Here is a 1,089-nt window from a genome sequence, read left to right as displayed (position 1 = left end):
CCTCAGAAGTACGGGCCCGCGAGGGCGGCCCACGGCACGGCCACGGCGACGGGGACCAGGGCCAGGGTCCAGCGGGGCTGGTGGCGGGGCGGGCGGGTGAACGCGAAGGCCAGGGCCGCCGCGCCCAGAGCGAGCCCCGCGTAGCCGACGTACCAGCCGCGTTCGACGGCGCCCCGCGCCCACAGGCTGATGCCGGCGCCCTCCAGCTCCTCCTCGAGCGCGCTGCCCGTGTACGGGTCGCCCCACCCGGCCGCCACGGACGCCACCTGACAGGTCACCAGGGCCGCGAGGGCGAGGAGGACGGGCGTGGGGAATCGTTCCTCCACCGTGTGCCGTACGCGCCACAGCAGGTAGAGGAGAACCCCCGTGACCGCCGGGGCGAGCGACACCGCGTACGCCGCCGTGTAGACCTTCGTGTAGGCCCCGTCCCCGGCCTCTGCCGAGGGCGTGCCCGAGGTCGCCGCCGCTCCCAGCACCTCGGCACGGTCGAGGAGGCTCCAGATCTCCGGGATCGCCACGTACCGCGCCAGCACCCACAGGACCACCAGCGCGCCGACGACCAGCCACTTCGCCCTGGTGGGGAAGCGGCCCGCGTCGAGGACCCGGTCGGGCACGGTCATGGCCGGATGATAGCCACAGCGGCTGCACGGACCCTTCCGGGCAACCCCTCTATGCTCCACGCGGTTGTTCCCTGTGCGCGGATGCATGCAGGTGTACGCGGCAGATGTACGCATGTGACAGGTAAGGAGCGGATGCCTCGATGGTGTTCAAGCGGCTGCTCGGTTCGCCGGGTGTGGGCGGGCCCTCGGTCGACACGGTTCTGGAACCGGGACCCGTCCGGCCCGGCGGGACGCTCGCCGGGCAGGTGCGGCTCGTGGGCGGCGACACCGCGTTCGACGTCGAGCAGGTGGCCCTTGAACTCGTGGCCCGGGTGCGGGACGGGGAGGACGGCGGGAGGGGGGTCGCCGTGCCGTTCGAGCGCTTCGCCATCGGGGGTGGGTTCCGGTTGGACGAGGGTGAGGCGCGCACCGTGCCGTTCGGGGTGACGCTGCCGTGGGAGACACCCGTCACCGAGCTGGACGGCCGGGA

2 protein-coding genes are annotated in these 1,089 nt (G+C 73.5%); one reads left to right on the top strand and one right to left on the bottom strand.

The genetic code is table 11. The annotated features are described in order from the left end of the window. Positions 1–2: 2 nt before the first annotated feature. Positions 3–620 (bottom strand): hypothetical protein, encoded by a 618-nt coding sequence (locus AOK11_RS37915; RefSeq protein WP_055598153.1) that lies wholly within the window; start codon positions 618–620, stop codon positions 3–5. Between the two features lie 140 nt (positions 621–760). Here AOK11_RS37915 and AOK11_RS37910 point away from each other — a divergent pair. Beyond that, positions 761–1,089, top strand: a 329-nt coding sequence (locus tag AOK11_RS37910; RefSeq protein ID WP_167353884.1) for a sporulation protein, incomplete at its 3' end; no start/stop codon positions are given.

It is taken from the genome of Streptomyces hirsutus (assembly GCF_001418415.1).
GTDB lineage: Bacteria > Actinomycetota > Actinomycetes > Streptomycetales > Streptomycetaceae > Streptomyces > Streptomyces hirsutus.
Note: the sequence above shows the minus strand (reverse complement) of the source record. Positions and strands in the feature narration are given on the sequence as shown.

Coding starts and splice junctions, on each gene's coding strand:
- AOK11_RS37915 (WP_055598153.1), bottom strand. CDS start 620: ATGACCGTGCCCGACCGGGTCCTCGACGCGGGCCGCTTCCCCACCAGG.